17 protein-coding genes and 1 tRNA gene are annotated in these 23,939 nt (G+C 72.4%); 9 read left to right on the top strand and 9 right to left on the bottom strand.

The window, feature by feature from the left end; all coding sequences use genetic code 11:
* Positions 1-240: 240 nt before the first annotated feature.
* Together glgB and WME89_RS28380 are read left to right on the top strand one after the other, a co-directional pair.
* Positions 241-2,481 (top strand): 1,4-alpha-glucan branching protein GlgB, encoded by a 2,241-nt coding sequence (gene glgB, locus WME89_RS28385; RefSeq protein ID WP_438002821.1) that lies wholly within the window; start codon positions 241-243, stop codon positions 2,479-2,481.
* Between the two features lie 723 nt (positions 2,482-3,204).
* The gene (locus tag WME89_RS28380; RefSeq protein WP_438002820.1) at positions 3,205-3,819 is read left to right on the top strand and encodes a response regulator; all 615 of its coding nucleotides are present in this window, start codon (positions 3,205-3,207) and stop codon (positions 3,817-3,819) included.
* 301 nt (positions 3,820-4,120) lie between these two features.
* Here WME89_RS28380 and WME89_RS28375 read toward each other — a convergent pair whose 3' ends face one another.
* The 6 genes from WME89_RS28375 to WME89_RS28350 form a co-directional block, all read right to left on the bottom strand.
* Positions 4,121-4,744, bottom strand: coding sequence for a hypothetical protein (locus WME89_RS28375; protein ID WP_438002819.1), 624 nt, complete (start codon positions 4,742-4,744; stop codon positions 4,121-4,123).
* Complete coding sequence (locus tag WME89_RS28370; protein WP_438002818.1) at positions 4,741-5,304, bottom strand: FMN-binding protein; 564 nt, start codon at positions 5,302-5,304, stop codon at positions 4,741-4,743. Before WME89_RS28370 ends, WME89_RS28375 begins: the two co-directional genes overlap by 4 nt.
* A 103-nt stretch (positions 5,305-5,407) precedes the next feature.
* Positions 5,408-6,781, bottom strand: coding sequence for a protoporphyrinogen/coproporphyrinogen oxidase (locus WME89_RS28365; RefSeq protein WP_438002817.1), 1,374 nt, complete (start codon positions 6,779-6,781; stop codon positions 5,408-5,410).
* Positions 6,782-6,803: 22 nt separating this feature from the next.
* Positions 6,804-8,375, bottom strand: a complete 1,572-nt coding sequence (locus WME89_RS28360) for a hypothetical protein (protein WP_438002816.1) — start codon at positions 8,373-8,375, stop codon at positions 6,804-6,806.
* 142 nt (positions 8,376-8,517) lie between these two features.
* Positions 8,518-10,128, bottom strand: coding sequence for a hypothetical protein (locus tag WME89_RS28355; protein WP_438002815.1), 1,611 nt, complete (start codon positions 10,126-10,128; stop codon positions 8,518-8,520).
* On the bottom strand, positions 10,125-10,385 hold the full coding sequence (locus WME89_RS28350) for a hypothetical protein (RefSeq protein ID WP_437617739.1): 261 nt from the start codon (positions 10,383-10,385) through the stop codon (positions 10,125-10,127). Before WME89_RS28350 ends, WME89_RS28355 begins: the two co-directional genes overlap by 4 nt.
* 126 nt (positions 10,386-10,511) lie before the next feature.
* On the opposite strand from WME89_RS28350, the gene WME89_RS28345 reads away from it, so the two are divergent.
* Positions 10,512-11,198, top strand: coding sequence for an SMI1/KNR4 family protein (locus WME89_RS28345; protein ID WP_438002814.1), 687 nt, complete (start codon positions 10,512-10,514; stop codon positions 11,196-11,198).
* A 183-nt stretch (positions 11,199-11,381) separates the two neighbouring features.
* Positions 11,382-13,004 (top strand): serine/threonine protein kinase, encoded by a 1,623-nt coding sequence (locus WME89_RS28340; protein WP_438002813.1) that lies wholly within the window; start codon positions 11,382-11,384, stop codon positions 13,002-13,004.
* Positions 13,005-13,107: 103 nt separating this feature from the next.
* On the opposite strand, the gene infC is transcribed toward WME89_RS28340, so the two are convergent.
* The 3 genes from infC to WME89_RS28325 all read right to left on the bottom strand — a co-directional run bounded on the left by infC (position 13,108) and on the right by WME89_RS28325 (position 16,249).
* Positions 13,108-13,836 carry a translation initiation factor IF-3 gene (gene infC, locus WME89_RS28335; RefSeq protein WP_437617735.1) on the bottom strand — a complete coding sequence of 243 codons (729 nt, stop codon included), beginning with the start codon at positions 13,834-13,836 and terminating at the stop codon, positions 13,108-13,110.
* A gap of 241 nt (positions 13,837-14,077) precedes the next feature.
* Positions 14,078-16,144 carry a threonine--tRNA ligase gene (gene thrS / locus WME89_RS28330; protein ID WP_437662808.1) on the bottom strand — a complete coding sequence of 689 codons (2,067 nt, stop codon included), beginning with the start codon at positions 16,142-16,144 and terminating at the stop codon, positions 14,078-14,080.
* 33 nt (positions 16,145-16,177) lie between these two features.
* Positions 16,178-16,249: transfer RNA gene (locus tag WME89_RS28325), tRNA-Val, on the bottom strand.
* Positions 16,250-16,670: 421 nt separating this feature from the next.
* Between WME89_RS28325 and WME89_RS28320 the strand changes: the two genes are divergently transcribed.
* The 5 genes from WME89_RS28320 to recJ all read left to right on the top strand — a co-directional run bounded on the left by WME89_RS28320 (position 16,671) and on the right by recJ (position 23,905).
* Positions 16,671-17,813 (top strand): transketolase, encoded by a 1,143-nt coding sequence (locus WME89_RS28320; protein ID WP_438002812.1) that lies wholly within the window; start codon positions 16,671-16,673, stop codon positions 17,811-17,813.
* 218 nt (positions 17,814-18,031) lie between these two features.
* Positions 18,032-18,454 carry a preprotein translocase subunit YajC gene (yajC, locus tag WME89_RS28315; RefSeq protein WP_437617732.1) on the top strand — a complete coding sequence of 141 codons (423 nt, stop codon included), beginning with the start codon at positions 18,032-18,034 and terminating at the stop codon, positions 18,452-18,454.
* A 55-nt stretch (positions 18,455-18,509) separates the two neighbouring features.
* Entirely contained in the window at positions 18,510-20,663 is a 2,154-nt protein-coding gene (gene secD / locus WME89_RS28310; RefSeq protein WP_438002811.1) for a protein translocase subunit SecD, read from the top strand.
* A gap of 108 nt (positions 20,664-20,771) precedes the next feature.
* Positions 20,772-22,013: a protein translocase subunit SecF gene (gene secF / locus WME89_RS28305; protein WP_438002810.1), complete on the top strand. Its 1,242-nt coding sequence runs from the start codon at positions 20,772-20,774 to the stop codon at positions 22,011-22,013.
* A gap of 110 nt (positions 22,014-22,123) precedes the next feature.
* On the top strand, positions 22,124-23,905 hold the full coding sequence (recJ, locus tag WME89_RS28300; protein WP_438002809.1) for a single-stranded-DNA-specific exonuclease RecJ: 1,782 nt from the start codon (positions 22,124-22,126) through the stop codon (positions 23,903-23,905).
* Positions 23,906-23,939 lie beyond the last annotated feature (34 nt).

Genomic DNA, 23,939 nt, shown 5'->3' with positions numbered 1-23,939 from the left:
AATGAGCATTTGCCCTGTTTCCCGGCAAATGCGCGCGGAATCGGCCCCAGACGTCCGCTGTTGCGCTGCGGACAAATGGTGAGCACATCGCGGCAGCGCCAGGGGGGCCTGCGCTCGCGGCGGCGCCAGGGCGATCCGCGGCGAGGGCTGCGCCGGTAGGTCGGGGTGAGCCTGGTCGGCGTCTCGGGCGGACTCTCGACATGACGTCCGCCAGAGGAGCCGGTATAGGCAGACCCCGACATGTTGGAACAACGAGAAGTCGATCTCATCACGGCCGTCGAGCATCCGGATCCGCACCATGTGCTCGGCCCCCACGAAGAGGAAGACGACCTGGTGGTCCGCGTCTTTCGTCCGGACGCCACCGAGATCACGGTGCTCCCGGGTGACCGGTCGCTTCCGAAGCTGCCGATGGAGCGCGTGGACCCCGCGGGCCTCTTCGAGGCGCGCTTCCCCGGCGTGTCCTACCCGAAGGAAGGCCGCTTCAAGTACCAGCTCGACGTGCGCTTTCCGGACGGGAACGCCTCGGTCGAGCTGGATCCGTACAGCATGCCGCCCACGCTCGGCGACATCGACCTTCACCTCCTCGCCGAGGGGAGGCACTGGGAGCTCTACCGCGTCCTCGGCGCGCACGTGCGCGAGGTGGACGGCGTCGCCGGCACGGCGTTCGCGGTCTGGGCCCCGAACGCGCGGCGCGTGAGCGTCGTCGGCGACTTCAACCACTGGGACGGCCGCCGCCACGCCATGCGCCGGATGGGCGAGGGCTTCTGGGAGCTCTTCCTCCCCGGCGTCGGCGAGGGCGCGCTCTACAAGTACGAGATCAAGACCCCGGCGGGTCACATCACGGTGAAGAGCGATCCGCTCGGCAAGGCGATGGAGCTCAGGCCGGCCACCGCGTCGCGGGTCACCACGAGCCGCTACACGTTCCAGGACGGCGCGTGGATGCGGGAGCGCGGCCAGGTCGACTCCCGCAAGAAGCCGATGGCGATCTACGAGGTCCACCCCGGCTCCTGGCGCCGCGTGCAGGGCGAGGGCCCGCCGTACGAGCACGGGACGCGCTGGATGACCTACCGCGAGCTCGCCGATCACCTCGTCGAGTACGTGGCCGAGCTCGGCTTCACGCACATCGAGCTGATGCCGGTCATGGAGCACCCGTTCGACGGCTCGTGGGGCTACCAGGTGGCGGGCTACTACGCCCCGACCAGCCGCTACGGCGATCCCGACGACTTCCGCTACTTCGTCGACCGGTGTCACCAGAAGGGGATCGGCGTGCTCCTCGACTGGACCCCGGCGCACTTCCCGAAGGACGCGTGGGCGCTCGGTCGGTTCGACGGCACGGCGCTCTACGAGCACCTCGATCCGCGGCTCGGCGAGCACCGCGAGTGGAACACCTACATCTTCAACTACGGCCGGCACGAGGTGCGAAACTTCCTCGTCGCCAACGCCCTCTACTGGCTCGACGAGTTCCACATCGACGGCCTGCGCGTCGACGCTGTCGCCTCGATGCTCTACCTCGACTACGCCGCGCAGGGCGGCGACTGGGTGCCGAACCGGTACGGCGGCCGCGAGAACATCGAGGCCATCGAGTTCATCCGCGAGCTGTCGAACCGGGTGCACGAGCGCTTCCCGGGCGCGATGCTGTGCGCGGAGGAGTCGACCGCGTGGCCGTCGGTGACCCACGCGACGTACGTCGGCGGGCTCGGCTTCGACTTCAAGTGGAACATGGGGTGGATGCACGACACGCTCGACTTCTTCAAGCACGAGCCCATCCACCGCGCCTTCCACTACCACCAGCTCACGTTCGGGCTCATCTACGCCTTCTCCGAGAAGTTCCTGCTGCCGCTGAGCCACGACGAGGTCGTCCACCTCAAGCGAGCGCTGCTCTCGAAGATGCCCGGCGACTACTGGCAGATGCTGGCGAACCTGCGCGTGCTCTACGGCTTCATGTGGGCGCACCCGGGCAAGAAGCTGCTCTTCATGGGCGGCGAGATCGGCCAGTTCGCCGAGTGGAGCGAGAAGACGGAGCTCGACTGGGGCCTGCTCTCGGTCCCTGCCCACGCCGGGCTGAAGCGGCTGCTCACGGACATCAACGCGCTCTACAAGAAGTACCCGGCGATGTACGAGCTCGACGACGAGCACCACGGCTTCCGGTGGATCGACTGCACCGACACGATGCAGACCGTGATCTCGTTCATCCGCTACGGGGACGGCGCCGGAGACCAGATGGCGCCCTCGGGCGTGCACGTCGTGTTCGTCGGCAACTTCACGCCGGTCCCGCGCCACCAGTACCGCATCGGCGTCCCGCCGGCCGGCGCCTACCTGGAGGTGCTCAACACCGACGCGGCCGAGTACGGCGGCAGCGGCGTGGGCAACATGGGCCGTGTCCAGGTCGAGGACGTCCCCTGCCACGGCTTCCCGCAATCCATCGTGCTGACGCTCCCGCCGCTCGCGGTGCTCTGGCTCGTCCCCGAGCGCCACGCGTAGCCCGGAGGCCCCCCTGCGACGCGGCGAGGCGCGGCCCGAGCACCTCGCCGCGCCGCGCCCCCCGCCGGCGGCCCGCGCCTGGGCGCGCCGGCTCATCTCACCCTCTCTGACGTGCTCGCCCCTGGCGCGATGAGGTGCGTTCTCTCCGTTCGGGTCGGAACGCTCCTGTCACGATCCCTGTAGGTGGCGCGTGGCGCGGCGTGACCGAGGGCCGAGCCTCGCCGGGTCGTTCAACAGGGCATCACGGCAGGCCACTGTGGTAAGCGAGCGGCCCTGTGTCGTGTTCGAAACGGACTTGCTTCAAAATAAAAACTTCTTTACTAACGAAATTCCGCACAGCGGCAGCGACGCCATTGCTTGTCGGAGCGACTGCGTGGAGGTGGGGGTGAGGCTTGTCAGGCGGCGCCGTTTCTCTGTCCGTGGCTGGGGCACGCGCGATCCGGTCGAGCGGATCGCGGCGGGCGGCCTCTGCCCGGCCGCGCGGGCCGTCGTTGCGCGGGCGCGCGAGGCCTCGTGTCCATGGGGCAGTCGTAGGGAGTCAACGACGACGAGGGCGAAGAGCACGAGCGCGACGCTGCTCCCATCCGGCGAGCGCGCTGCCGCGCCGTGACATGCGGCTGTTCTGGAAGAGCTCCGCCGTCTCGCCGGGATCCATGCTCTTCTTCACGGTCAGACGTTCGCTTGGATTGACATGCTTGCATCGAGCAAAGGCGGGGTTCTCGAATGGTGAACAGCAACGACAAGCTCCTCGGTCAGACGAAGGCGACGGCCACCCAGGGGGGGCCGTCGCGCTTCCTGTCGCAGCCGCCCGCCGCCTCGTGGACGGTACCTGAAGGCGCGCGAGGGGGTGAGGTCCGCAGGGTCCTCGTCATCGACGACAACCCCGGCATCCACCGCGACTTCCAGAAGCTCCTCTGTCCGGACTCCGGGGCAGCGTCGGACCTCGACGCGCTCGACGCGGCGATCTTCGGGGCGCCCGCGGCGACCGCGAGGACCACGTTCCAGGTGGACGGCGCCTGCCAGGGCCAGGAGGGCTTCGACAAGGTCCGGCGGATGCAGCGGAGCGGCCGCCCCTATGCCCTGATGTTCGTGGACATGCGGATGCCGTCGGGCTGGGACGGCATCGAGACGATCGAGCGGATCTGGTGCGAGTGTCCGGACATCGAGGCCGTGATCTGCAGCGCCTACTCGGACTACTCGTGGCACGACGTGATCCGGCGGCTGAAGCGGCCCGAGCTGCGGCTCCTGAGCAAGCCGTTCGAGAGCAAGGACGTGCTCGAGCTCGCCTGGTCGCTCACGTCCCGCTGGCTCAGGCGGAGCGCGAACGCGAAGCGGTGACGAGGCCGCGCCGCGCGGGCGTTGACACGCGAAGCGCGGTGTTTACTCCTTCCAGTGGGTTTCGGCAGGGGCCCTGAGCCACGCGCCCCGACCTCCACCGGTCCGCTGGTACAGAGGTGGTGAGCTCCCCGTTCTAGCGCGGAGCTCCTCTGTCCGCCGGTAACTCCCGATCTGGCGTCCTCTGGCTCAGGGCCCCTCCGAACCCGCTCATGAGGAGCACAAGGAGGAAACCTCGTGAGACGCACGAAGGAGGTAACCCTGCTGGCGCCGCGCCGGCGTCCTGCCGCCGTGTGGCGGCGTCCTAGTCCGTCTCCGCGGGCGGCGCCGCCTCGCCCCGCCGCGACCGCCTCGGCAGCCACATGTCCACGGTCGAGACGACCGCCATCGCGCCGAGCGACAGCAGCATGGCCACGCCGGAGATCGGCATCAGCGCCGCGGCGCCGGGCGCGCCCCGGATGAGCCACGGCGCCGCGATGTGCAGCCCGCTCGCGGCGACCGCCGCCACGACGCCCGCGGTGTGCAGCCACGACGGCAGCCGCGCCAGCAGCCAGAGGTGCGCGAGGATCAGCACGTAGACCGGCACCGAGAAGAGGTGGAAGTGCGTCACCTCGAGCAGCTTCCGCTCGGAGATCTGCTCGACGAGGACCCGCGGCGCCTCCTGCGTCGCGGGGAGCTCGAGCTCCGGGCCGAGGTCGAGCGCCGGCCCGCCGGCCGCCGCGGGCGCCTCCGTCGGGGCAGGCGGCGGCGCGATCGCCGGCGCGCCCGCGTAATACCCGGCGGCCCCCGCGTCCTGGACCATCGCCCCGTAGAGGCGCCACGACACGAGCAGCCCGATGAGCGACGCGACGGTGAACGCCGAGTACAGCAGCTTCGCGCCCAGCGAGAGCGACCGCAGCCGCCCCGCCGCCGCGGAGAAGTCCCTCACAGCCCGCCGCGCTTCAGCGCCAGCTGGAGGACGAGCGCGTCGCGCTTCACGCCGAGCGCCACGGAGCGGGACGAGATGGACGCGCCCGACACGATGTCGATGTCCTTGCCCGCGGTGATCGGGTCGCTCGCCGTCTTGCCCTGGAACTGGGCGCGGAAGCGATCGCCGCGGACCTCGTCGCCGTACGCCTCGCGGTACTCCAGGATCTCGATCCGCTCCACCGCGCCGGCCGTCGAGAACTTCACGGCGAAGTCGATCGGCTCGTGCATCCCCTTCTCTTCATCCTTGATCGCGTAGCCGTCGGCCTTGCCGTCGGACTCCGCGACGTACACCACCCACTCGCGCTTGACCGGCGCGCCGATGCGCTTGCCGATGTCCTGCGCCTCCGCGTCGCTCAGGACGACCTTGCGGTACCCGACCTTCTTCGAGCTCGCGAAGAAGCTCTTCAGGACGGCCGGGACCGTCCAGTACGTCGCGCCGTGGGCAGGGAGCGCCGCGAGCAGGAGCGCGAGCGCCCCGGCGGCGGTGAAGTGGACAGTGCGGAAACAGGAAGAACGCATCGAAGCTCCGACGAAACTGTCACTCATGAAAGTCAAAGTCAACGCGGTTCGGGCCGCGGATCCGCGGCGTCAGTGTCCGTGGCGCGTCCGTGGCGCGCGCGCCTCAGTCGCGCACCTGCACGTCGAGGTAGCGCTCGGCGTCCAGCACCCACGCCTCCGGGCTGCGGCCGGCCTCGACGTGCGCCACCGCGTCGGCCGCGATCGCGGCGCAGTGGTCCAGGTTGCAGTGCAGGAAGAGCGCCTGGCGCCCGAAGGGGAGCACGCCGAGCGCGGCGGCGCGGCGCATGGCCGCGCGCCAGTCGCGCAGCCAGCCGCGCCGGTAGAGCGGGTACACGCCTGGCACGAAGCGCTGCCGGGCCTCGATCGGCGCGACGCCGGGCGGGGCGATGCCCGCGCGCACGAGCTGATCGAGCAGCGCCTCCAGCGGCTGGCCCACGGCGAAGTCGCGCCCGCGGCCCCAGGCGCCCTCGGGGATCTCGACGCAGAGCACCGTCTCGCCCGGGCGGCGGAGATCGGGCGCGTAGTTCTGCAGCTCGGAGACGCGGCCGAACCAGAAGCGCGGGTCGGGACAGTAGTACGTCTCCGGCGCGCCGAGCCGCGCGCGCGGGTAGGCGAGGTAGACGAGGTAGAGACCGCGGTGCTCGAGCCGCGCGTCGGGCACGAGGTCGACGAGATCGCCCGCGAACAGGGCGGGCGCCGCGCCGGCGCGCGCGCCCGCCGCGGCGAGGTCGAAGGCGGCCCCGCACTCGGCCCTGACGCCGGACTCGGCGAGCCGCGCCTCGAGGTACGCGATGATCGACGAGATGCCGCCCGGCGGGTAGACGAACCGCGCGAGATCCGCGGCCGCGCCGCCGCGCGCGCGGGCGAGCCCCCTGAAGAGCGCGAGCGGCCTTGTCGTGCTGATCCGCTTCTTCGCCACGGTCTGGGACAGCTCGGACGGCGGGATGCCCCAGACCTTCTCGGCGTACGGCCTGTAGAACGCCGCGTACGCCGCCGCCCCGACGCGATCGCGCACGAACCGCTCGAAGCCGACGTCCTCGCCCGCGATCGCGCGGTCGTGCTCCCAGCGGGCGAAGGCCGCGCGGCGGCCGCGCTGCGCCGCGAAGCCGAGGCTCATCGCGGCGCCGGCGCGGAGGCCGAGCGCGCGCAGCAGCGAGGGCGCGCTCGGAGGGTAGGGGACGTGGCGCCCGCCGAGCACGAGCACCCCGCGCCGCGGGCGCGTGAGGAACGGGGAGCGCGCGTGCACCTCGCGGAAGAGCGGCTGCTCGAGGGCGGCCGGGTGGAGCCGGTGCGACCCGAGATCGCACGGCAGCCCGCGGAACACCTCGGCGCCCGCGAGCCCGCCGGGGCGCGCCGCGCGCTCCAGGAGGCGCACGCGCCGGCCGGCCCGCGCGAGCAGCAGGGCGGCGTACAGGCCGGAGATGCCGGCGCCGACGACGAGGCGCTCGGGCCCCGCGGCGTCTGGGCGGAGTGACATGGTGAGCCCTCGATCGGCGCGCTCAGTACATGAACCCGAGCCCGAGGTTGAGCTGCGTCTGGTCGAAGCCGAGCGCGCGATCGCGCAGCTGGTAGTCGGCCTTCACCACGACGCCCTGGGTCGGGCGGTACGAGGCCCCGAGCGTGAGCTCGCGGACGTCGTACGAGGCGTTCGCCGCGTAGCCCTCGGGCACCGCGGACTGCGTGTCGTACGCCTCGAGGCGCGCGAAAGGCAGGAGCTCGTGGCCGAGGCCGAGCGGGCGGAGCACGTCGTAGGCGGCCTCGACGTAGCCGCCGCGGATCCGGGCGGCGACGGGGCTCGTGGGGTCGATGAAGTTGGGCGCGCCGCTCTCGTTGAACGAGACCATGAGGGCGCGCGCCTCGGGGAGGTGCCACTCGGCAAAGAGCGCCCGCGCCTCGAGGCCGCTCCGGCGCCAGCGCGCGTCGAGCGACCAGCCGATCACCGGGATCGTGAGGTGCACCGGGGTGCCGTCGCGGAGGAAGAACTCGCCGTCGCCGTTCGGGCCTGCGTCGCTCGCGTACACCGAGGCGCCGGCGATGACGCCGAGCAGCGGCTCCGCCTCGACGCGCGCGACGAGAGCCCACGCGTTGGCGCGGGCGAGCCCGCCGTTCTGGCGCCCGCCGGCGAGGCCGCCCGCGCGGAAGCCGAGCGGATCGAGGCCGGTCATCGCGTAGGCCTCGAAGCGCAGCCAGTCGAGCGGCTGGCCGAAGGCGCCGATCGCGATCTCGCGCCACGTGGAGGGGATGACGACGGTGTCCACCTTGGGCCGGACGACGCCCTGGAACACCGGCGGCTCGTGCCACTGGTTGATGATCCCCATGGGGACGAGCACGAGGCCCGCGCGCAGGCCGAGCGAGCGGCCCGAGACGTTCCACTCGAGGTAGGCCTGCTCGAGCTCCGCGGCGCCGGGGCAGCTCGCGCAGGAGAGCGAGTGCTCCACCTCGAGCTCGACGTAGGAGCGGATGTCGCTCGTGAACTCGTGCGCCACGAAGAGCACGAGCCGGGGGATGTCGGCGACCCACGCGCGCTCGCCCTCGCGGCCCGTGGTGGTGCCGCGGACCTGCACCTCGCCGTAGCCGCCGATGGAGGTGTTGCTGGCGCTCGCCCCGGCGCTCCGGAACCGCTGCTCGGTCAGGCCGCGCGCGAGCTCGTGCTCCGGGGCCTCGCCGGCGCCCAGGCTGACGGCGGGCTCCTGCGCCTCGCGCGGCGGCTCGGCGTGCTCGGGGGGGAGATCGAGGACCGGGCCGTCGGCGGCGGGCGGAGGGGCCGGCGTGGGCTGCGCGGCCGGCGCTGGCGGGGGCGGCGTCGCGGGCTGAGGGGCCGCCGCTGGCGGGGGCGGCGTCGCGGGCTGAGGGGCCGCCGCTGGCGGGGGCGGCACCGCAGGCTGAGGAGCCGGCGCTGGCGGAGGCGGCGGCGCGGGCTGAGGGGCGGCCGCGGGCTGCGGCGCCGCCGCTGGCGGAGGCGGCACCGCGGGCTGCGCGGCCGCTGGGGTGGCGGCGGCGAGGGACAGCAGCAGCGACGCGCTGAGGGCGGCGCCCGCAGGGCGAGGCCACGGGGACGAGATCGCTTTCATCGAGGGGGACCGAGCGCCCGGCGAGGCGCTCGGCAGGGCGGGAGTCTTCGCGCCCTTGAAAAGGGAGGTCAACATCGTTTTCAGCGGGAGGGCGCGCCGCCCGGCGAGCGGGCGCGCCGCTTCAGCGAGCGGGCGCGCCGCTTCAGCGAGCGGGCGCGCCGCCCGGCGAGCGCGACGGCGCAGGGCCGGCCGGCGGCGCAGCGGGCACCGCTTCGAGCAGGGCGAGGTCGCTCCAGAGCGCGTCGACGTAGCGGGAGCGAGGGCGCGCGAAGCGGATCGAGATCGCGTAGCCGCGGCCGACGAGCGCGTCGCGCGCCTCCCGCGAGAGCGCCTCGCTGGTGAGGAGCGCGCCGCCGGGGCCGGCCTGCTCGACGGCGCGGACGAGGCCTTCGTCGCTGCGGACGCGCACCGGCCGGCGGCCCGGCGCGCCCTCCTGGATCATCCGGTCGAGGTCGCGCGTGAGCACCGGGCGCTGCTCGGCGCCGTCGTCCCGGAGGAAGCCCACGATCGCGGCCGCCGGCGAGGGCGCCCGGTGCTGGCGCGCGAGGGAGAGCGCGTCCGCCAGCCACTCCGCCGCGAGCGCCGCGACGAGGACGGCGGGCGCCGCGGCCCGGAGCGCGCGCAGGCGCGGCGCGCGCGCCGCCGCCGGGACCGCAGGCGAGAGCGACGCGGCGCCGGCGGCGAGGGCGACGACGAGGAGCGGGACGAGCGGGAGCCAGTGCCGCGGCTTGTAGGCGATGTTCTGCCCGAGGAGCGCCCAGAGGAAATAGGCGAGCGCGGAGGCCCAGAGCTCGGGCTGCTCGCGCGCGGCGCGCGCCGCGCGCTGGAGGGGCACGGCGAGGAGCGCCGCGGCGCCGAGGAGCGCAAGCAAGGGCGGCGCGCCGAGCCACCGCACCGCCGGCGCGTCCGGCCAGGCCCCCCCGAGGCCGTTGGCCCAGAGGCCCCAGACGACGCCGTGGAGGCGATCGAGCGGCGACGAGACGGTGATCGCCGTCCCTCCCCAGCGGGTGAAGTGCCCGAGCCCCTGGACCCACGTCGTCGCGACGAGATCGCGCGGCGTCGCGATCAGCACGAGCGGCACGAGCCACGCGAGCACGCCGGTCGCGAGGTCGCGGCCGCGCGCGAGCCACGCGAGGCGGCCGCCCTCGCCGCGGGCGATGACCGCGAGGCAGGCGAGCGCGAACGGGAAGTACGAGAGCCGGACGCCGAGCCCGACGCCGAGCAGCACGAGCGCGCACGTGCGCATGCGCGCGACGCGCGACGCCGCTCCGGGTGGCGCCGGGGAGCCGGCTCGCGCTGCGGGGTGGAGGCGCCGAGCGCGCGCGCAGAGCCAGAGCGCCGCGGTGGTCACGGCGGCGCCGGCCATGTCGCTGAGGAGCTTCTCGGACGACAGCCACAGGAACGGCGACGCGAGCGCGAGGGCCCCGGCGAACACAGCGGCGCGTCGCCCGGCGACGGCGTGCGCGAGCAGGGCGGTGAAGGCGACGGTGGCCGCGCCCGACGCGGCGCTGACGAGGGCGAGCGCCTCGCGCGGCGCCGCGCCGAGCTGCGCGAGCGCCTTCGCCGCGGCGATGAACACGGGGTAGTAGGGCGCGTGCGGGCGGAGCTCGCCCACGTCGAAGCGCTCGACGCCGAGCGCGAACCGGAGCGCGTCGATGTCCTCGTCGTGGTCGACGCGGAAGAGCAGGCGGGAGGCGAGCGCGGCGGCGGCCAGCGCGGCGAGCGCGACGACGTCGCGCCGCTCCCCCCTCACGACCCCGAGCCGGATCCCGATCCGGGCGCGTGCGTCGGCGCGCCGCAGTCCGGCTGCTCCGCGCCGGTGCCTGCGTCGACGACCGCGCCCGAGCCGGATCCAGAGCCGGGCAGCGGCGCCGCGGGCGTGTCGCACTGATCGAACAGCTCCTCGCCCGCGTAGTCGAGGCACGCGGTCGCGAGCGACACGAACACGAACGTGATGCCCGTCACCACGAAGGTGGTGCGGAGCGATGCCCAGGAGCGCAAGCCGGCCACGCAAGCACCGTGCCGCTGACGCAAATGACTGTCAAGCGCGCGTGTCGCGCGCGCCGCGCCGGCGTCGCGGCGCGCGCGACACGCGTTTTTTGCTTTTCCTGGCGCGCCGCGCGTAGGGTCGCGCGCATGGAGTGGCTCGAGTCGATGCACCGCATCCGCGCGCTCAAGCTGGAGCTCGCGCGGATGGATCCGCGGCGGGGGATGCCGATCGCGCCCCCGGCGGGAGCGTCCGAGGCAGCGATCGCCGGCGTCGAGCGTCGCCTCGGGATGCCGCTGCCGCCGAGCTACCGGGAGCTGCTCTCGCGGCACGACGGCTGGCCGCAGCTGTTCGAGGGCGCGAGCCTGCTCGGGGTGCGCGCGCTCGCGCGCGGCTCGTACATGGACGTCGGGCGGATGGTGCTCGAGCACTGCGAGGGCGAGGGGACGCGCGGCGCTGGCGAGCGCGACCTCGCGCCGGCGACGGTGCGCCGCCGCCACGGCGCGCGGAGCGCGCTCGTGCCGTTCGGCATCGACGCGGCGGCCGAGACCGTCTTCGCCTGGGATCCGGAGGCGAGGGGGCCTGACGGCGAGCTCGAGGTCATCCTCTGGACGAACGACATCGGGCTGCGCCTCTCGGGCTTGCCCGAGCTGCTCGACATGGTGAAGGACATGCTCGCCGCGGAGCTCGACGACCGCCGCCAGCGGGCCGCCGCGCAGCTCGATCTGACGCCGCGCCTGCGCGCCGCGGTCGCGCCGAGGAGCCGCCCGCGCGCGGTGGCGGTGCCGCTCACGCCTGCGCCTCGCGCGTTCGCGAGGAGCGCGCTCACGGGATGATCAGGCGCCGTCTCCCGGGCGTGGCCGCGGCGCTGCCCGCGCGATCCCGCGCCCGGGCGAGCGTCCGGCGGGCTTGAACGCGCTCGTGACAAAGCAAACGGCCGCGCGCGGCGCGCGCGAGGCCCCCGGGGACGAGCCGGTTGTTTCCGCGCATGGCGTGGGACGTGATGTACTAGGCGGAGCATGACGGAAGCCCACCAGCAGCAGCGCTACCGGGTCGTCGAGCGGCTCGCTTCGGGCGGCATGGCCGAGGTCTTCCTCGCGGAGAGCGCGGGGATCGAGGGGTTCAAGAAGCAGGTCGCGATCAAGCGCGTGCTCCCGCACCTCAGCGAGAAGAAGCGCTTCATCGCCATGTTCCTCGACGAGGCGCGGCTGTCTGCGCACCTCTCCCACTCCAACGTCGCGCAGGTGTTCGACATCGGCGTCGGCGACAACGCGTACTTCATCGTGATGGAGTACGTGGACGGCGCCGACCTGAAGGCCGTCCTCGAGTCGATGCGCAAGGCGGGCCGGACCCTCCCTGTCGAGTCCGCCGTGTTCATCACGGCGAAGCTCTGCGAGGGGCTCACGTACGCCCACGAGCTCAAGGCGAGCGACGGGCACCCGCTCAAGATCGTGCACCGGGACATGTCGCCTCCGAACGTGCTCATCACCAAGTACGGTGAGGTGAAGATCGTCGACTTCGGCCTCGCCAAGGCGACGAGCCAGCTCGAGAAGAGCGAGGCGGGAATCATCAAGGGCAAGTTCAGCTACCTCTCGCCCGAGGCCGCCCAGGGCCTGGAGGTCGATCACCGCACCGACATCTTCGCTGTCGGCGCCATCCTCTGGGAGATGCTCGCCGGGAAGCGGCTCTTCCTCGGCGACACCGACTACCAGACCGTCAAGCTCGTGCAGCAGGCGCAGATCCCGCCGCTCTCCGAGAGCAACAAGGCGGTCCCCCCCGAGCTCGATCGCCTCATCGCCCGCTCGCTGGCCCGCGAGCCTGGCGATCGCTACAGCTCCGCGCGCGAGTTCGGCCGCGATCTCACGACCTTTCTGTACAGGTTCGGCCGGCCGGTCAGCGCCTACGACATCGCCGAGCACGTCCGGAGCGCCATGGCGCTCCGCAGGCGCGCCCCCGCGTCGGAGAAGGCGTCGTTCATCGACAGGCTCATCGAGGAGACCCTGCTCGAGTTCACGTCGCTCCCGGACGACAAGGCGGCGCCGAGCACCGCTCGGCTGAACGAGCCGCTCAAGATCTCCGCCTTCGAGGACATCGGCAAGTGGGCCGACGAGATCAAGGTCTCGGCGCCTGGGGAGGACCTCATGCGGCGGTCCCTCGCCGCGGTGTCGGTCGAGGCGGGCAACCTGGCGGCGCTCGAGGAGCCGGAGCTGATCGCTCCCCCCGCGACGTTGCCGGCCGTTCCGCCGCGCGCGCCGTCCACGGCTGCAGAGCCGCCGCGCGCGCCGGTCGCGCCCGCCGTGCCGCCGCGCGCGCCGTTCCAGCCCGCGGAGCCGCCGCGCGCGCCGTTCCAGCCTGCGGAGCCGCCGCGCGCGCCGTTCCAGCCTGCGGAGCCGCCGCTCGGGCCGGTCGAGAGGAGGGCCGAGCCGACCCTGGCTTCCCCGCAGCTCGCGCCCGCGCCGCAGCGCCCTGCGCCGCCCCCGCCCGTGGCGGCACCGCTCGCCGTGGCCCCGCCGCGCGACCTGGACCTGGAGCCGGTGCCTGCGTTCAGGTCAGGCGGCGGCGCCGTGAAGGCGGTGCTGCTCGTCGTCGCGCTGGCGGTCCTCGCCGCGGGCGCGTGGCTCGGCGGCCTGATCCCGCACTGATCCCGACGGACCCGGCAACAGCCGGGCGGCCTCCGAGGCGCCCGCTCGACGGCCGCGCTGCACGCATTGCAGGCGCGGCCGGCGTCGTCGTGCGCCCGGCGCCCTAGGCGTTCCCCTCCGCCTCGTCGTCGTCGTCGTCGTCGTCCTGCTCCTCGAGCTGCCGCTCGAGCTTCTCGATCTCCTCGTCCTCCTCGTCGGCCGTGGAAGGAGCGGCGCGCCCTTCCTGGAGCGCCTTCTGGCGGGCCTTCTCGGCGGCGGCGCGAGCCTGGGCGACCTTCTGCAGGATGGCGGGCTTGGGCGCCATCATCAGCGTCATCGTGCGCTGCTCCATCATCGGGCGCACCTCGACGTTCGCGATCTCCTCGCAGTGCTGGACGATCCAGTCGAGCTGCTCCTGCGCCTTCTCGGGGTGCGTGATCTCGCGGCCGCGGAAGCGCACGGTGAACTTCACCTTGTGACCTGCGCCGAGGAACCGGTGCGCAGCCCTGGTCTTGAACTCGAGATCATGGTCATCCGTCTTCGGACGGAGCTTGATCTCCTTGATCTCCACCACACTCTGCTTGCGCTTCGCCTCGCGGGCCTTCTTCTTCTCGTCGTACTTGTACTTGCCGAAGTCGAGGATCTTGCAGACCGGAGGATCCGCCTTCGGGTTGACCTCGACGAGGTCGAGCCCCTTCTCCTGTGCCCGGCGCAGCGCCTCGTGGGTCTGCATGATGCCGAGCATCTCGCCATCATCGCCGATGACGCGGATCTCCGGGACGCGGATGCGCTGGTTGATGCGGATCTGCGGCCCCCGCTGGGCCTGCCGAGGGTCGAAGCGTCTCATCGCCATGTGATATTTCGCTGCCTCCTTGTGTTCTGTGATTCTGAAAGCGACGGACCGCCGCTGCGCGACCGATCCCGGTCGCGGCGACCATCACGGTGCCAATGTCGCCCGACTCCGCGCCGCAGGCAACGGCAGCAAGCACGACAGCCGCTGCGTCGAACGGGTGCGCCGGAGCCCGGGACCACCGGGCTCGACAGGGGAGCGGGGAAGGGGCCTGCCGGCGAGAGGATCCGGCCGGAACGGCAGATCACGAAGTCGATTCGCGCACAGCGAGGCGGGGGGGCCTCGACTCCGCGGCGAGCCGGTCTGCGAACTCCTCGAGCGGCATCGCCCCGAGGTCCTTGTTCAGGTCGCGCGACCGGGGGGCGACCTTGCGGCCCTCGGCCTCCTTGTCGCCGACCACCACCACGTACGGGACGCGCGTCAGCCGCGCCGCCCGGATCTTGGCGCCGAGCTTGTCGGAGCTGAGGTCGGCCCTCGCCCGGAGCCCGCGGCTCCGGAGGTGGGCGACGACCTCCTGCGCGTAGACGGCCTGCTTCTCGCTGACCGTGACGACGACCGCCTGCTCCGGGGCGAGCCAGGACGGGAAGGCGCCCCCGATGTGCTCGAGGTACACCGAGAAGAACCGCTCGAGCGAGCCGAGGATCGCCCGGTGCAGCATCACGGGGCGGTGGGCGCCGCCGTCGGCGCCGGTGTACTCGAGCTCGAAGCGATCGGGCAGCGCGTAGTCCACCTGGATGGTGCCGAGCTGCCAGCTCCGGCGCAGCGCGTCCTCGACGTGGAACTCGAGCTTCGGGCCGTAGAACGCGCCCTCCTCGGGCGCGATCTCGAAGGGGAGGCCGGCCTGCTTCAGCGCGTCCGCGAGCGCCCCCTCCGCGGCGTCCCACTGCGCGTCGGTGCCGATGCGCTTCTTGGGCCGGGTCGCGAGCTTGATGTCGATCTTGGCGAAACGGAACGCCGCGTACACCTCCAGCAGGAGTCGCAGGAACGCCTGGATCTCGCCCTGCATCTGCTCCGGGGCGCAGAAGATGTGGGCGTCGTCCTGGCAGAAGCTCCGCACCCGGGCGAGCCCGTGGACGACGCCGCCGCGCTCGTACCGGTGGAGCCGCCCGAAATCGGCGAGCCGCCACGGCAGCTCGCGGTAGCTGCGCCGCCGCTGCCCGAAGATGAGGCAATGGCTCGGGCAGTTCATCGGCTTCTGCGCGAGCCGCTCGAGCTCCGCGAGCTGCTCCAGGACCGCGGCGTCGCGCTTCTTGTCCGCTTCCTTGTAGACCGCCGCGTCCGCCTCGCCGGGGGAGACGCCGAGCCGGAGCGCGAGCCGCGCCGCGTCGAGGTGCTCCGCCGTGACGGGCAGGTACATGTTCTCGCGGTAGTTCGGCAGGTGACCGCTCGTGTCGAACAGCCGCTTGTCGAAGATCTGCGGGGTGATGACCTCCTCGTAGCCGTAGTCGACGTAGAGGTCGCGCATGTACTGGACGAGCGCGTTGTAGACCTGAGCGCCGCGCGGCAAGAGGAACGGCATCGCCGGCGCGTACTCGTGGAACATGAAGAGCTCGAGCTCTTTCCCGAGCTTCCGGTGGTCGCGCTCCTTGGCCTCAGCGAGGAGCTTCAGGTGCTCGTCGAGCGCCGCCTGGCTCGGGAACGCCGTGCCGTAGATGCGCTGGAGCATCGGGTTGCGCTCGTCGCCGCGCCAGTAGGCGCCCGCCACGCTGACCAGCTTGACGGCCTGGAGCACCGAGGCGTCCGGCACGTGCGGGCCCTCGCAGAGGTCGACCCACTCGCGCTCGCCGTCGCTGTGGCGGTATAGCGAGACGTCCTCGCCCGGCGGGATCGCGTCGATGAGCTCGCGCTTGTACGTCTCGCCCATCTGCGCGAAGAGCTCGTGCGCCGCCTCGCGGTTCACCACGTCGCGCCGGAAAGGGCGGCCCGCGGCGATGATCTCGCGCATCTTCGCCTCGATCTTGGCGAGATCCTCGTCCGTGAAGGGGCCGGTCGGCTTGTCGAAGTCGTAATAGAACCCCGCGTCGATGGCGGGGCCGATCGTGACCTTCGTGCCCGGGAAGAGCCGCTGCACGGCGTCGGCCATGATGTGCGCCGTCGAGTGCCGGATGATGCGAAGACCGTCCGGATCGCTCGTCCGCACCGGCTCGATGCGGGTCGAGCCGTCGCGCTCGAAGGGCGTGTGAAGATCGAGGAGGCGCCCGTTGACGCGAGCGCCGATGAGAGTGCGGTCCTTGGCGATGTCGTCGGCGAGAGCCTCGCGCACCGTGGTGCGGGCCGCCGAGGCGGCCTGGGCTGTCTGATCGAGGGCCATGAAACCTCGCAGGCTAGGTCTCCTGCTGATTTGTAGGCGCGGCCGGTTTCGAACCGGCGACCCCTACCGTGTCAAGGTAGTGCTCTACCACTGAGCTACGCGCCTATGTCCCGCCCGCTCGGCGCGGGGGCCGACGAAACGGAGAGCGCCTCCTAGCAAGGGGGTAAGAGTCCGTCAAGCAATTCATTTTTCGCGGTCGCTCTTCTCCGTGAGTTTCCGCGAGATCAGGCGCCGGTGGCCGGATCTCGCGATCTCGCCGGTGGGGCCGGAGGCGACGCCAGGCGGCGCGCGCGGCGCAGGGGCGCTCCCCGACCCACGTCGCGCGCCGCGTATTGCACACCACGCCAGGCGAACGCGCGCCCCGCCGGGCGAACGCGCTGCGCCGCGCCGCCGCGGCGGTCCACTTCTCGGACTTACGTCCAGAGACGGGCGTCGCGATCGCTGCGTCACTTCAGGCCGGTCGCTGCGCGGGATCCGATCGCGCTCGCGCTTGACCTCGCGTGCGGCTCGGGCGACGAACGGCTGGATGGCAGGGCCTGACGGTCTAGGCTCGCCGCCGGATCCGGCGGCGGTGATCGCGTATGTCGAGGTGGCCGCGGGGAGCGCGCTCTTCGCGGCCCACGCGGCGGTGCCGGGCGATCTGCCGATCGAGCGCGCCGCGAGCGCCGTCGACGCCATCCGCGGGGCCGCGGCGCGCACGCGCGCCGGGCGACGGGCGAGCGTCGTGCTGGGCGCCCACGAGCTCGTCGGGGCCCTCGCCGCGCTGGGCGAGGCGGCCGCGGTGCGGACGCCGGTCACCGTGCACATCATCGAGCGGCGCGGCGGGCTCGCCGTGGGGCGCGACGAGCTCGCGCCGGCCCTCGACGTCGGCGCGGGGGTGCTCGTCACCTGGAGCAACCAGGAGGCGGCCGACATGGCGCTCGTGGCGCGGCGCGCCGCCGAGGACAGCGAGACGCCGTTCCTGCACCTCGTCGACGCGCTGCCGTCGGACGTGACCGCCCTCGGCGGGGCGCGCGATCTCGCCGCGCGCTTCCTCGGCCCGGAGCGGACCCCGCCGACCTTCATCGACGTGTCGCCCGGCGAGAGCGACGGCGACGGGGGCCCGCGCCCGCAGGGCCGCGGCGTGGTCCGCAAGCGGGCCGAGCGGAGCTTCTGCGCGCGCGTGCCGTTCGCGCTCACCAGCGCGATGCGGGAGCTCTGCGAGCTGACCGGGCGGTCGCTCGGCGCGATCGAGCGCGTCGACACCGCCGACGCGGAGGAGATCATGGTCGTCATGGGCTGCGCCTTCCCTGCGGCCCGCGAGGTCGTGCGCAGCCTGCGCGCGCAGGGCCGGCGCATCGGCCTCGTGGGCGTGCGCGCGCTCCGCCCCTTCTTCGGCGCGGAGGTGGTGAAGACGCTCGGGCGGGCCAAGGCCGTCGTGGTGCTCGAGCCCCTCGACGTTCCCCTCGCCCCGTACGGGCCCCTCGCCGCCGGGGTGAAGGCCGCGTTTGCGGACGCGCTCACGTGGGCCCCCGGCTTCCCTGGGGTCGGGCGCATCCCGCCGATCATCTCGGCGACGTTCGCGACCATCGACGGCACCATCACCGAGCGCGACGTGCGCCTGTCGCTCGCGGAGATCGCGAGCGGCGAGCGGGCCCGCCGGCACATGGTGTTCGGCAGCGACGGCTGACGCCGCGCCGGGCGGGCGCCGCGCAGGCGCCGCGCGGCAGGGCGGGGCAGGAGCGGAAAAGCCAGCAAGGCTGGAGTTCGGAGGGGGCCAGGGTGAGGCTGCCCGCCTAGCTCCTTGCGCGACCCTTGGATCCTGGGTATGGAGGCGGGCCCCGGGGGGTTGGGAGAGGCCCGCAATTTGCGGGCGAGCCCCGTCGGGGCCCGGAGACACGCGTCACCTTGGCAAGCTCAAACTGGTACCAGCCGAACGCCGCCCCCGGGCGCGCGGGCACCGCGCCCGCGGCGCCTGTCGAAGGTCAATCATCGCCGCCGCCTTCGGGGCAGGAGGCGCAGCCCGCGCCGTTCGGCGGGATGGGCTTCTCGTTCCTCATCCTGGCGCTGCCGTTGCTGCTCATCTTCGTGATGACGCGGAGCCAGAGCAAGAAGCAGAAGCAGCTCGAGTCGAACCTCAAGGTGGGCGACCGGGTCTTCACCCAGGCCGGGATCCTCGGCAGGATCATCGACATCAACCCGAACTCACCCAGGGTCAAGCTGGAGATCGCCCCTGGCGTGAACGTGCAGATCCTGAAGAGCGCGATCCAGGGCCCCGATCCGGGCGAGGTCGCAGCGGCAGACGACAAGGCGAAGGACAAGAAGTCGTAGGCCGGCGCTCGGCCCCACAGGAAGCTTTTTACCGCCCCCCGCGGCGCCACACCCCATGCTCCTAAACATCTTTCAGTACGGGTTCGCCGGCGTCGCCGGCCTGTGCCTCCTCGGCGCGTGGCTCAGCCGCTCGCGGCGCAGCGTCTTCGCCTGGGCCGCGCTCTCGGCGGGCGCCGCCGCGATCGCGGCCCACTACCACGTGTTCTGGGCCCTCGCGACGTTCGGGCTGATGGTGCCGTGGGCGCTGCTCTGCGCCGGGCCGTGGATCGACTTCGCGTGGCGGGCGAAGACGGGCTTCGTGCTGTTCCTGGCGCTCGGCTCGGCGCTCTGCATCTACCCGACGTACCACGACGAGCGGTACGGCCGCTCCGACCAGTCGGGCCTGTCGTCCGAGGAGCTGTCGGAGCAGGAGACCCAGGCGCGGCGGGGCGAGCTCGGGCTCAGCCGCTTTCTCACCTCGAACATCCAGTTCCGCCTGGTGCGCGGGCTCGACCTCAAGGGCGGCCTCCGCCTGGTCTACACGGTCGACGTCGACGAGGCGATCAGCGACAAGCGCGACCGGTACTACGACGACCTGCGCGCGGCGCTCGCGACGTCGTTCGGGTTCCACGAGGGCGACAAGCCGCCGACGATCGACGAGATGCAGAAGCTCCAGACGAAGCTCCGCATCGAGAAGTCGCGCGAGCAGACCGACACGATCGTGGTCACCTTCAACGACCCGGCGGACTCCGAGAAGATCAACGACCAGTTCCTCGCGAAGTTCCTGCAGGAGCTGCAGCTCCAGCGCTCGGCGGACCGCAGCGTCGCGCGGTTCCGGATCCGCGACGAGGTCTCGAGCGGCATCCGCGAGCGGGCGGTGTCGCAGGCCAAGGAGACGGTGCTCCGCCGCGTCGACGGCCTCGGCCTCAAGGAGGCGAGCGTCTCGACGCGCGACGAGGACGTCATCATCGAGGTCCCTGGCGACGACGACCGCGCCTTCAACACGATCCGCGAGATCATCAGCCAGACGGCGCGGCTCGAGTTCAAGATGGTCGACGACGACCACGACTTCTTCGAGCCGATCGCCAAGAGCGCCAAGGAGGCGGACCTCCCGAAGGGGCTGACGTTCTCGATCGAGAACGCGCCGGTCGGCCCCGGGAAGACCAAGCCGGTCCACTTCGCCCGGATGGTGCGCGCGGAGCACGAGGAGACGCGCGACACCCTGAAGCGGCTGCGCGAGTGGGTCGGGACGCTCCAGGTCCCGCCCGACAACGAGGTCGGCTACGGCAAGCTGTACGAGTACAACGAGGAGAAGGACGCCATCGAGGAGATCGGCTGGCGGACGTACTTCCTCTTCAGCAAGGCCGAGATCACGGGCGACATGGTGCGCGACGCGCAGGCGCTCCCCGATCAGAGCGAGGGCGGCCTCGGCGGCTGGTACGTGTCGATGGAGTTCACCCCGACCGGCGCCGACCGGTTCGAGGACATCACCGGCAGGAACATCAAGCGGCGGTTCGCGATCATCCTCGACGAGAAGGTCGAGAGCGCGCCGGTCATCCAGACGAAGATCGGCGGCGGCCGCGCGCAGATCACGATGGGCTCGCAGAACCCTGACCAGCAGCTCCAGGACGCGCGCAAGCTCGAGCTGGTGCTCCGCTCGGGCGCCCTGCCGGCCCCGATCTCCCCGTCGAACGAGCAGCGCATCGGCCCGTCGCTGGGCAAGGACGCCATCCAGCAGAGCATGAAGGGCGCGATCGCGAGCGGGGTGCTCGTGGTCGTGTTCATGGTGGTGATCTACAGCCGCGCCGGGCTCATCGCGGACGTCGCCGTCATCTTCAACCTCATCCTGCAGATCGCCGTGCTCGCGATGTTCGGCGCGTCGATGACGCTGCCCGGAATCGCCGGCCTCGTGCTCACCATGGGCATCGCGGTCGACGCCAACGTGCTGATCAACGAGCGCATCCGGGAGGAGCTCCGGAACGGCAAGAGCCCGCGCGCAGCTGTCGACGTGGGCTACGACAAGGCGTTCAGCGCCATCCTCGACGGCCACGTGACGACGCTGATCTCGGGGCTCATCCTCGCGCAGTACGGCACGGGCCCCATCAAGGGCTTCGCGATCACGCTGATCGTCGGGATCGCCATCAGCCTGTTCACAGGGGTCGTGTGTACCCGCCTGATGTTCGACTGGGCGGTCCGCGGCCGGAAGATCAAGACGCTCTCGCTCGGCTGAGGTAGACGCGGACGCGGGGCTCCGCGTTCTGAGGGAGGCCGCGAGCGCGGATCTCCGGCTTTCTGAAGGAGACCGCGGGCGCGGAGCTCCGAGAGTTGGGACACGACGATGGAACTCATCAAACCTGGCCGCCAGTTCGACTTCATGAGCAAGCGCTGGCTCTTCATCGGGCTCAGCGGGGTGCTGCTCATCCTGTCGATCATCTCGTTCATCGTGCCGGGGCCGAAGCTCGGGACGGATTTCAAAGGAGGCACCGAGATCGAGGTGGCCTTCAAGAGCGCGGTCTCGAGCGCCGAGGTCCGCGAGGCCGTCACCAAGGCGGGCTTCGACTCCCCGGACGTCGTGTCCGTCGCGGACCAGACCAACCCGAACCGCTACCTCATCCGGGTGCACGAGGTCTCTGCGCTGTCGGAGCAGCAGAAGGCGACGGTGCGCGATCATCTGTGCCTGCCGCCCGAGAACGTCCCCGTCCCCGAGGATCGCTGCCCGCCGGCGGTGCGCGCGACCGAGGTCAAGTTCAGCCCCGGCGGCGACAAGATCTCCACCCGCTACGACGCCCCGCCTGACCTGGAGGGGATCAAGAAGCAGCTCGATGGCATCGAGGGCGTCGACCTCCGGCCCGGCGCGAACAACCCGGTGGTCGTCAGCGAGCGCGACCACAAGGTCGAGCTCCACCTGAAGTCCAAGGGCGACCAGCTGATGGACGGCCTCCGGCAGCACCTCGGCGCGGACAGGGTGCCGGAGCAGGCGCTGCGGGTCGAGTGGATCGGGCCCAAGGCCGGCGCGCAGCTGCGCGACGCCGCCATCAAGAGCATCCTCATCACGATCTTCTTCATCATGGCGTACATCGCGTTCCGGTTCGACATCCGGTTCGCGCCGGGCGGCATCGTCGCGCTCGTCCACGACGTCGGCATCGCGCTCGGCGCCATGGTGATCACGCAGCGCGAGATCACCCTCTCCACCGTCGCCGCGCTGCTCACGATCGTCGGCTACTCGATCACGGACACGGTCGTCGTCTACGACCGCATCCGCGAGAACCTGTCGAAGCACCGCGACATGAGCTTCGCCGCGGTCATCAACTTCTCGCTCTCCGAGATGCTCGGACGAACGATCCTCGTGTCCGCGACGACGCTGCTGTCGCTCATCATGTTCCTCTTCTACGGGACGGGCGTCCTCCGGGACTTCGCGTTCACGCTCGTCGTCGGCATCGTCGTCGGCACGTACTCCTCCATCTACGTCGCGGCGCCGCTCACCGAGTGGATCGACCGCCGGTTCTTCGGCGCGAACTCCGGCAAGCGCAAGAAGGTCAGCCGCGTCCGCGCGCAGAAGCGCGCCGACGCGGTCGTCTGATCGACACGCCGCGGCCGCGGTCGCTCGAGTGATCGACGCGCCGAGGCCGCTCGTGCGGCCCGAGCCCATCCCGTAGACACCCCCGCCGCGCCGGTGTACCCGCTCCTGTGATGACGAGCACGGCCACCGAGGCCTGGAAGGAGCTCGCCGAGCGCGAGGCGCCGCCCGCCGCCTCGCACCCGGGGCGAGGCGGCGCGGGCGCGCCCTGCGCCGAGCGCATCGCGGATCCAGGCGAGGCGTCGCCCGACGCGCTCGCGATGGCCCGCGAGCTGGGGCTGTCGATCACGGTAGCGGACATCCTGCACCGGGCCGGCCGGGCTCCGGACGAGGCGACCCGGCGCTTCCTCGACCCGCGGCTCTCGCACCTCACGTCGCCCGACGACATGGCCGACCGCGAGGCGAGCGCCGAGCGGATCGCGCGCGCCGTGCGCGCCGGCGAGCGGATCGCCGTCTTCGGCGACTACGACTGCGACGGGATCACCGCGACCGCGATCATGACCGGCGCGCTGCGCGCCCTCTCCGGCCAGGTGGTGCCGCTCCTCGCGACGCGCGCCGAGGGCAGCTACGGCCTCTCGGCGCCCGCGCTCGAGCGCGTGCTGCGCGCCTGCCCGACGCTGCTCATCACGTGCGACTGCGGCTCCAGCGACCACGAGCGGCTCGCCGCCGCGCGCGCGGCCGGCATCGACTGCGTCGTCATCGACCACCACCTCGTGCCGGCGGATCCGCTCCCGGCCATCGCGTTCCTGAACCCGCACCGCGCCGACTGCGGCTTCCCGTACAAGGGGCTCGCTTCCTGCGGGCTCGCCCTCTCGCTCCTGGCCGCCGTGCGCAAGAAGCTCGGCTCGTCGCTCGACCTGCGCCCCTACCTCGACCTCGTGGCCATCGGCACCGTCGCCGACGTCGCGCCGCTCACCGGCGACAACCGCGCGCTCGTCCGCGCCGGCCTCGGCGTGCTCCAGACCGGGCCCCGGCCAGGGCTGCGCGCGCTCGCGGCGCTGGCGAACCTCGACCTCGGGCGCGGCGCGTCCGCCGAGGACGTGGCCTTCCGGATCGCGCCGCGCCTCAACGCGCCGGGCCGGCTCGGGGATCCAGACGTCTCGCTGGAGCTCCTGCTCGCGCAGGACGGCGTGACCGCCTCCGCGCTCGCCGCGACGGTCGAGCAGGCGCAGATGAAGCGGCGCGCCATCCAGGACGAGATGCTCGCTTCCGCGCTCGCCGAGATCGAGCGCGCCGGCTTCGACCGGGATCCGGCGATCGTCATCGCGCGGCAGGGCTTTCACCCCGGCGTGGTCGGCATCGTCGCGGGCCGGATCACGTCGCGCTACGGCAAGCCGACGATCGTCATCGCCCTCGAGGGCGCCAAGGGGCGCGGCTCGGTGCGCGGCCCGGCTGGCGCGCGGCTCCACGACGCGCTCTCCCTCTGCCGCGCCGAGCTCGTCGGCTTCGGCGGCCACCAGGCGGCCGCCGGCGTCGAGGTGCGCGCCGACCGCGTCGAGGCGCTCCGGGCGGCGTGGTGCGACGTCTTCCGCGAGCAGGACCTCCCGGCCGCCGCGGGGCTCGCGGTCGCGCACGTCCGGCTCGACGATCGCGACGACCCGGCGGCCGTGGCGCGCGACCTCGAGCGCCTCGAGCCGTGCGGCGAGGGAAACCGCGCGGCCCACGTCCTCTTGCCGGGCGCGGCCGTTCGCTCGGCGAGGAACCTGAAGGGCCACCTCAAGCTGGAGCTCACCCTGGCCCGGCGGGAGATCTCGTGCTTCGGGTTCGAGCTGGGCGAGCTCGCGCCCCGGTTCGCGGGCGGGCGCGTCGACGTGGTGGGCCGCCTCCGGCGCGACGCGTGGCGCGGCGGGGACGCGGTCGAGATCCGGATCGAGCACATCGCGGCGACCGACTGAGCGTTCGCGGCGGGCCCGCGCGGCGTGCTAGCGT

This window comes from Sorangium sp. So ce321 (assembly GCF_051530195.1).
GTDB lineage: Bacteria > Myxococcota_A > Polyangia > Polyangiales > Polyangiaceae > Sorangium.
Note: the sequence above shows the minus strand (reverse complement) of the source record. Positions and strands in the feature narration are given on the sequence as shown.